Source organism: Bacteroidota bacterium (assembly GCA_018698135.1).
Classification (GTDB): domain Bacteria; phylum Bacteroidota; class Bacteroidia; order CAILMK01; family JAAYUY01; genus JABINZ01.
This window is the reverse complement of sequence record JABINZ010000098.1, coordinates 44,573-52,898: the sequence shown is the minus strand read 5'-3', so window position 1 is coordinate 52,898 and position 8,326 is coordinate 44,573. Positions and strand designations below refer to the sequence as shown.

Sequence of the window (8,326 nt, the reverse complement as noted above, 5' to 3'; positions counted from 1 at the left end):
TGTGAATTTCCAAAGTTCAGTCTTGGACAGATCTCTTTTTTATTATACCTTTACTTAACATATATTTTTTTACACCAATGATATTAATCTTTATTTTGGTATCATTGGTGTTTTATCAACATTCGACTTTGAACAACTTCAATATTTATTAAGGTTCAATAATACTAAAATAATTTCATTTTTATACCTAAATATATCTTACGGCCAATTACTGGACCCCATGTTCGGGTGGCATCAAAATTCAAACTAAAAGGTTCGTCATAAAACTCAATAGGTTCTGCTTGCGTAAAATTGGTCGCATTTTCAACTCCCAAGTAAACTTCCCAACTCTTGAATCGTCTGGTTACTTGCCCATTCATAATAAAAAATGAAGGACTGTATTCCTGAGGCATGATTATTTCAGCAGTATCCGTAAAAATTATCTTTATGGGTAATCTACTTTTATCGTTGTATTGTAAGGTGTAATCGAATTGCCATTTTTCCCATTTAGTGGAATAAGATAAACTCAATAATGCTTTTGACTTTTTACTCATCAACTTATCTTTTAACTCTCCTAAATAAGTTGTTTTAACATCATTGAAACGATAAGCCACAAGCACATCCAATCCTTCAAGTGGTTCAAATGAAAACTCTGCCTGTGCGCTATTGGCATAGGATTTACCATCGTAAAAGTTTAACATGCCATTCAACTCATAAATATGGATCAATTCGCCACAAACATCCATATCTACTATCATTTGCCTGATAAAATTGGTACGATAGAAATCAATATTCAATAAAGCTTTACGACCAAAAACCATTAAATCTCTGGAGAGAAATAAACCATAATTCCATGCTTCCTCCATGGTTTGTTCATCCTCAAAAATAATTTGCTTATTGGTTAATAGCAAACCCGTGTTTTCAGTTAAAATACTTGGAAAACGATAGCCCTTTCCTCCAGATGCCCGAATTGTTGTATTTTCATTTAATTTATAACGAACATGCAATCTGGGTGTGAAAATATTGCCAAAATGATTATGATAATCATCTCTTATACCTGCTATTAATGCGAATTTATCATTTGGCTTAAAAGTATATTCCAGAAAAACACCCGGAATAATATCCTCGCGTTGGAAGACCTGAGGATTGAGTGTATCCTGAGTCAATTTCTGATCATAATTATCATAAACAACAGAAGCACCAAGGGTATAATTATGAACACTGCTTCCAATGTAGGATTGATACAGAAAATTGCTATACCAACTACTTTGCTTGGCATCAAAATTATTTAAACCATAATAGGAGTTTTGCTCATGCAACTGAAATGAATGAATCATTGCCAAACTGGTATTTGCTTTCTTTTTTGACACATGACCAGCTTTCCAAAAAGCACTTAGCCTACGGGTATCGATTCCAATTCCGTATGCATTTCGTGTTCCCAAATCAGTTGATTCATTAAATCCAAGCTGACCTCCACCCTTTTGTTCGCTGATGTAATTAACACCAAATTGTGTCATTAATTTTTCACTTTTGTATTTCCAGCGGTTGAACACATTATATTGTCTGGAAGTTGGAATGTCTAAGAAACCATCTCCATTAAGATCAATCTTATTTTGAAATTCATTGGCATGGACGAATACCATCGTACTCCATTTCTTATTCAGTTTCCAGGCAGAATATAAATTACCTTCTACACGTTTAAAATTATTTCCAAATAAGTTTAAATAAAAGCGTTCTGCCGTATCTGGTTTTTTATATTCATAATTAATCTGCCCAGTTATTGATTCAAAACCATTTCGAACAGATGCTGTTCCCTTGCTAATGGATATTGATGACAACCAAGGTCCAGGTACAAAAGTTAATCCATAAACTCCAGCAATACCGCGCATTTCAGGAATATTCTCAAACTGCATTTGTGTGTAAACACCCGACAAACCCAACAGTTGAATTTGCTTGGCACCGGTTACTGCATCTGAATAACTTACATCCACAGAAGCATTTGTCTCAAAACTTTCAGCCAAATTGCAGCAAGCAGCTTTGGTCAGCTCGGAACTGGTAATTATTTGAGTTGCTATTGGATTTGTATTGGCATAAAATGAACTTCCTCGTTTTTCTTTTACTTCATATTCATCCAGATTAATGATCGCTTTTAGAACAATTTCCAAATTGTTTTGTCCATTCTTAATCTTTAAAGTATCAGATTGATAGCCTATAAAACTGACAACTAATGTCGTTGTTTTATTCTCTAAAAATCGAATCGAAAATGCTCCATTGTTTGTGGTAGCAGTTCCTTTGTTTGTTCCCATCCAATAGACACTAGCGCCAACCAGAGCTTCTTTTTTCCCTTCCAATTCACCATAGACATAACCTTTCAGATATTCTTCTGATTTTGAAGGATTCTGAGCTGCTAAGTCATGGGCTATAAAGCTTATTATTATAAGTAGTAATATTTGTTTCATTAATACATAATTATCTAATGATTACAAGATTTGTTTCGATCAGTATCACATCCACAATCTGCACCTCCACAGGAATGCTTCATCTCAGCATTTTTGTCAAGAAGCAATCTTATTCCCATAGCAGCCATCACAATAGCCACCAAAACTATGGAAACAAGTATTAATTTTACTAACATTCAATTTTTTTTGTTGTGAATAAAGATCTGAATTACCTAAAGCATCTATGCTAAATAGGCAAGAAGCTTATCTTTTCAAATTAGAAATACCTGATTTATGACACATTTATCCTGCTTAACTAGTGCTAACTTGTTATTATTCTTTATAAATGAAGAATTAATGTATCCTTGATACTCTTCAAATATCAGATAATCAGGCTTATGAAGAGTAGGATTATTTATAACTTGCTTGAAATCGACAATAGTTTTAAGGAAATCATGATCAAATTTCAGGTAAAGAATAGCATCACTACAACACGCTTTCTTTTCACCACTATATGAATTAGCATTCCAATTCATAGAAACGTCTACAACTTCACCATGACAATAGTGCAGGTCGATAGTAAAACCAGTGGTGATTACGAGAATCAATAAGGCTAATGTTATGTATGCAATTTTTTTTAGAATCATGAGACTTACTTACCTCAATTATATTGCCAAACATGTAGTTTTTTTAATGTTTGTAAAACAGCCTTAATCGGTCAGTTCATTATCCACTTTTTTCATCCATTCCGGTAGTTGTCTAGCTGCCGCCATTTCTTTATAGACAACACTTACCTCACGAGCAGGATTCCCATAATAAGTTGCATTTCCTTTTAAAGATTTTGTGACCAAAGAGGAAGACAATATGGTTGATTTGGCTCCAATTCGAATGGATTTAATAATGCCAACCTGACCCCAAACAGTTACATCATCTTCAATAATTGTTTTACCGGCTATACCTGTTTTGGCTGCGAACAAACAACGCTCACCAATTTCTACACCATGAGCAATATGAATCTGATTATCAATTTTAGTATGTTTTCCGATGATCGTATCACCCGAAACGCCTTTATCTACCGTACATCCTGATCCAATATGAACATCATCATGTATAATAACCCGCCCACAGGAAGGCCACTTTTCAAATTGAACTCCATCGCCTTTATAGTAAAAAGCATCACCTCCAATAACCGTATTTGATTTGATTTCCACCCTATCGCCTAAAATACTTCCATTATGAATACTAACGAATGGATGAATTATGCAGTTTTGGCCAATTTTTACATCAGGCGCAATATAAACGCCCGGAAAAATTTTCGTTCCAGCTCCTATTTCAGCTTGCTTATGTATAAGTTCACCATTTTGTGGAACGTCTTCTTCCACCCAAAATTTATTCACCAGCTTTTTATAATCATTAAACGGATTATCACTAATCAACAAAGATTTTCCTTCCGGGCAGTCAACCTCTTTATTGATTAAAATAATGGTGGCCGCTGAAGTCAGTGATTTTGTATAGTATTTTTCAATATCAACAAAGGTTAAATCGCCTGCTTCAACTTTATGAATTTCATTAATACCATGAATCAATCGTTGGCCATCACCCACAAAAGATATGTCAAGAATATCACTTGCCTCTTGAACAGTAATAGGTTTATTCAGCTTCATTGCTCTATAAATATCATTTATTTAAAGCTCAAACCTACATGAATTTTAAGAAGATTGAAACAGAATCTGATTACAAAAATGTATTCTTTCTATTGCTTAATAAATTTGGTATAAATGGGTTTATTCAGTTCACCACTCAATTTCAAAATATAAACACCCCTTGATAATGTTTCGATATTAAGGCGATCGTTTACTTGACTATTTAAAACAATCTCACCCTGTGTATTTATAAATGCTATATTTTCATAACCATTCAATAATTCTGGCTTTAAATAAATGAAATGACTGGCAGGATTGGGATATACAAGCATAAAATCATTCTCTTCATTTTCAAAAATAGTTGCTGGCAGATCCTCTAATAAATTTGACTCTTCAGCTTGTAAAATAACTTTTGTTGCCTGATCCTGAATGAAGGAAATTGCTATCATTTCATCCTTTTCCCAGTCGGGGTGATAAGCATATTTTCTGTTAATAGTTAGCGAATCACCCATGTTCATTAATGAAATACTACCGAAGTAAAGTGAAGCTCTAAAAACATCATGATGAACACTTTCTCCATTTGGAGATGCATAATTGATTTTCTTTTCAGCCAATTGTACATATAAATCCAACATATTTGAAGGATTGGTATCAATTTTAGAAATAGTGGTTTTAACATTAATTGAATCTATGCCATCTCTTTCCTGCATCACATTGATGCGAAATGCCGAATAAAGACCCAAGTGTGCATCCAAGTCAGTTGGTTTTATTGTAGGACTTTGAATTGGGATGACACTACCATTGACAACAACTCTTGGCGTGCTTCCATAAATGCCATAAAAGTTTGTTCTTGCATCATTTTCAGCCATATTATGCATCGAAAAAATGCATCCAGGATAAGGTCTGCTCGGATGATAAGCAATGTGTATCACATCCTGATGTTGATCAAGAAGTGAATATAAGGCTGGGTTTTTACTGGCACATACACTACACCAGCTATTGGTAAAATGCTCTACAATTGATCTTTGATTTGTTTGAGCATGCAAACGCATACTCATGAGTGCAAGCAAAATTAGATATACTGTCTTTTTCATCTGTTTATAATTGTTTTTTTAAGGTCAGATGGAACTCACATGATAATCATCCCTTTATGTGAGGAATATTTCACTCATGTTCGTTTCATATCCTATTTTCCCTCTTAGACGATGGAGGATTTATAACCTTACAAATTAATTCATTATTAAAAATCCATCCATGAGAATTGCAGTGTCAATTATATAAATGAAATAGTCATAATAAATTCAAATAGACGCCATATGGTTTATGATTTCGCCCGTATATTGTATTCAATTATAAAACAGTTTAACATGAGAAATTGGATTTTCAGCGGTATTTTCACACTCTTTCTAGTCGGCTATTTGTGTATTTACATCTACACAGATAAACAAGAAGTACCCACTCCCACTGAAATTGTCGAGGAAAAAGAAGGAAATTACAAAGATCGCTTAAGCTGGTTTGATGAAATGCATCGGGCAGAAGCAGGTTTGAACTGGCAAATGCAAGATATTAATTATAGATTAAATCGAAGTAGACATTATGCATCCTCCTTTAGAAGATCATCAAATTCGATTAGTCTGGCTGATGGTTTGGTAAAAGGATCGTGGTTTGAGAAAGGCAGTAAAAATCAATCAGGACGAATTCATTTAGCTGAATACGACACTTTCACAAATGAAATTATTTCAGCTTCATCCGGGGGTAACATTTGGATAGGAAATTTGGATGGTAGTAATTGGAAAAATATCAATGATCAATTCAAAATTCCAGATATTATTTCTGTCAGGGTTTTGTATGTGAATAATAACCGTAGAATATTGGTTTCTTCCGGTAAATTTGGTATCGAAGGAGTTTATTATACCGATAATGATGGGAAAAACTGGCAAATGGCAAATGGTCTGGCAAACATTGCAAATTGGGGAAATATCCACCGCATGGTCATTCCTTCAGAAAAACCGAACCACATTTATTTACTTGCTCAGGAGTGGGATGCAACAAACTGGGAAGCAATCACATCCATTTACAAATCAACAAGCAGTGGTGATAGTTTCACCCAAATATTAAGTTTTTCATCTGCAACTTATGGAAGTGTTTCCAAATTTGATTTGTGGTGCAACTACTATAATTCCTCCAATCCATACTTGCTCATTAATAATGAAATCAATATAATTCAAGCAGATAATCAGTTATCAACTGTTGGAAGTGCAAGCTATAATGAAAATGGCAATGTTTACTTATGCGGCTATCAAGATGCATCAGCTACTGTATTATATATCGCTGTCAAACAATCAAGTGGAACCGCTATTTACAAATCCGCTGATGGAGGTTCTGTATGGACCTACCAATCAGATGTATCTGAAAGTCCATTTAGAAGAAGTAGTTTTTGTTGTTCAAGCACCAACCCGAATAATTTATATTTCGGAGGTGTAAATTGTTACCGCAGTTACAATGGAGGTGCTGGCTGGACACAAGTTAATCTGTGGTCTCAATATTATGGAGATCCTGAAAATCTTTTGCATGCCGACATTCCCGGCATTAACTCTTTCGTTATACTCGATAAAGAAAAAGTGTTTATAAGCACCGATGGCGGTTTATATGTTTCAAATGATTCGCTGAAAAGCGTTAAGAACCTTTCTTTGCTAAATCATAATGTCAGTCAATATTACTCTACCTATACATGCCGCTTTGATCCCAATGTAGTACATGCTGGAAGTCAGGATCAGGGTTATCAGCGAAGTCTGGATCCAGGTAATATACTTTCATTCAAACAAATCATCAGTGGCGATTATGGACATATTGTATCAGGAGATTTAGGATCCAGCATATGGATGGTCTACCCGGGATTTGCCATTTATTATCCCAATATTAATTTGAGCACCAGTAGTAAACGTTGGGATTTTGCCATGTCAGGCAATTTCTGGATTCCTCCACTTTTAGAAGATACCAATGATCCTACAAAAGTATATTTAGCAGGTGGTAGCTCAGGTTCAGGATCTCACATATTTCATTTGAGTTACAATGGTGTTTCTGTTAGTGCTATAGAAGGAAGCTTTAATTTTAGCCGTAACAATTCGAAAATTTCAGCAATGGAATATTCGCCCTTGAATACAGATATTCGTTATGTTGTAAGCAGTAAGGGTGATTTTTACCTGTCGACTGATGCTGGCATAAACTGGACACTTCAATCATTTACACCTGATTTTGGTGCACATTATTTTTATGGAGCAGATATCTTGGCTTCAACTAAAGATACTGCAACTGTTTATATTGCTGGAAGCGGTTATTCTAATCCTGGGGTTTATGTGTCACACGATTATGGAAAAACTTTCACAGCTCTTGATTCTAACCTTCCATCTACCTTATTTTATAAAATTGTTACGGATAAAGAAGAAAAATATCTTTTTGCAGCTACTGAAGTCGGACCTTTTGTTTTTGCCTTGGAAACGAATACATGGTATGATTTAGCTGAAGGAATAGCTCCTGATCAAAACTATTGGTCAGTCGACTATATTCCGGCTATCAATACAGTGAGATTTGGAACTTACGGACGGGGAATATGGGATTTTGTGCTTTGTGATTCGAGTGAAGCTTGGGTTACTGCATCCTTTAGTAAGCATATTAACTTCCTGGATGTGCAGTTTCAAAACACCAGTATTAATGCAGATTCTTTCTATTGGGATTTTGGAGATGGAAACTTTTCAAACAGTGAAAATCCATCACATAGTTTCCCAACAGGCGGGAATTATGAAGTAAAGTTATTTGCCATCAACTCCTGTTTTACAGATAGCATAGTAATAGATTTATCCGTTTACAGTATTGGAATAAAGGAACAAAAAACAAATGCAGCTATTCAGGTTTACCCCAATCCATCAAATGGAAAATTTAGTCTTTCCTATCATACTAAATCAGCTGAAATCAGAGATATTTCCATCCAAATAGTGGATTTAAAAGGACAGCAGATTTATACTGAGAATTGTGAGGTCAATAACTCGAACTTCTTTAAAGAGTTTAATTTCGCCAAACTTAGTAGTGGAATTTACCTGATTCGAATTGAAGATGCAGGCGTTCTAAGCTATCAAACTGTGCTTATTCAATGATAAACAATTTTGCTTGAGTAAGAGATTAGTATTGACTTATTCACATAAACACGAGTTTTATTAACTTCGACTTATTATTTCAAGCATGCTATAAACGAAAATATCTACAACAAAT

Annotated in this window: 6 protein-coding genes; 1 reads left to right on the top strand and 5 read right to left on the bottom strand. The window is 34.6% G+C overall.

What is annotated here, in order from left to right:
• Positions 1-164 precede the first annotated feature (164 nt).
• The 5 genes from HOG71_06265 to HOG71_06245 form a co-directional block, all read right to left on the bottom strand.
• Positions 165-2,438, bottom strand: a complete 2,274-nt coding sequence (locus tag HOG71_06265; protein ID MBT5990440.1) for a TonB-dependent receptor — start codon at positions 2,436-2,438, stop codon at positions 165-167.
• A 14-nt stretch (positions 2,439-2,452) separates the two neighbouring features.
• Positions 2,453-2,614, bottom strand: coding sequence for a hypothetical protein (locus tag HOG71_06260; GenBank protein MBT5990439.1), 162 nt, complete (start codon positions 2,612-2,614; stop codon positions 2,453-2,455).
• A 75-nt stretch (positions 2,615-2,689) separates the two neighbouring features.
• Complete coding sequence (locus HOG71_06255; protein MBT5990438.1) at positions 2,690-3,064, bottom strand: hypothetical protein; 375 nt, start codon at positions 3,062-3,064, stop codon at positions 2,690-2,692.
• A 63-nt stretch (positions 3,065-3,127) separates the two neighbouring features.
• Complete coding sequence (locus HOG71_06250) at positions 3,128-4,081, bottom strand: UDP-3-O-(3-hydroxymyristoyl)glucosamine N-acyltransferase (GenBank protein MBT5990437.1); 954 nt, start codon at positions 4,079-4,081, stop codon at positions 3,128-3,130.
• A gap of 89 nt (positions 4,082-4,170) precedes the next feature.
• Positions 4,171-5,154 (bottom strand): T9SS type A sorting domain-containing protein, encoded by a 984-nt coding sequence (locus HOG71_06245; GenBank protein ID MBT5990436.1) that lies wholly within the window; start codon positions 5,152-5,154, stop codon positions 4,171-4,173.
• A 273-nt stretch (positions 5,155-5,427) separates the two neighbouring features.
• Between HOG71_06245 and HOG71_06240 the strand changes: the two genes are divergently transcribed.
• Entirely contained in the window at positions 5,428-8,211 is a 2,784-nt protein-coding gene (locus tag HOG71_06240) for a T9SS type A sorting domain-containing protein (GenBank protein ID MBT5990435.1), read from the top strand.
• Positions 8,212-8,326: the final 115 nt, after the last annotated feature.

Excerpts from the sequence above, each read along its gene's own strand:
- HOG71_06265 (MBT5990440.1), bottom strand. The coding sequence starts at position 2,438 with ATGAAACAAATATTACTACTTATAATAATAAGCTTTATAGCCCATGAC.
- HOG71_06260 (MBT5990439.1), bottom strand. The coding sequence starts at position 2,614 with ATGTTAGTAAAATTAATACTTGTTTCCATAGTTTTGGTGGCTATTGTG.
- HOG71_06255 (MBT5990438.1), bottom strand. The coding sequence starts at position 3,064 with ATGATTCTAAAAAAAATTGCATACATAACATTAGCCTTATTGATTCTC.
- HOG71_06250 (MBT5990437.1), bottom strand. The coding sequence starts at position 4,081 with ATGAAGCTGAATAAACCTATTACTGTTCAAGAGGCAAGTGATATTCTT.
- HOG71_06245 (MBT5990436.1), bottom strand. The coding sequence starts at position 5,154 with ATGAAAAAGACAGTATATCTAATTTTGCTTGCACTCATGAGTATGCGT.
- HOG71_06240 (MBT5990435.1), top strand. The coding sequence starts at position 5,428 with ATGAGAAATTGGATTTTCAGCGGTATTTTCACACTCTTTCTAGTCGGC.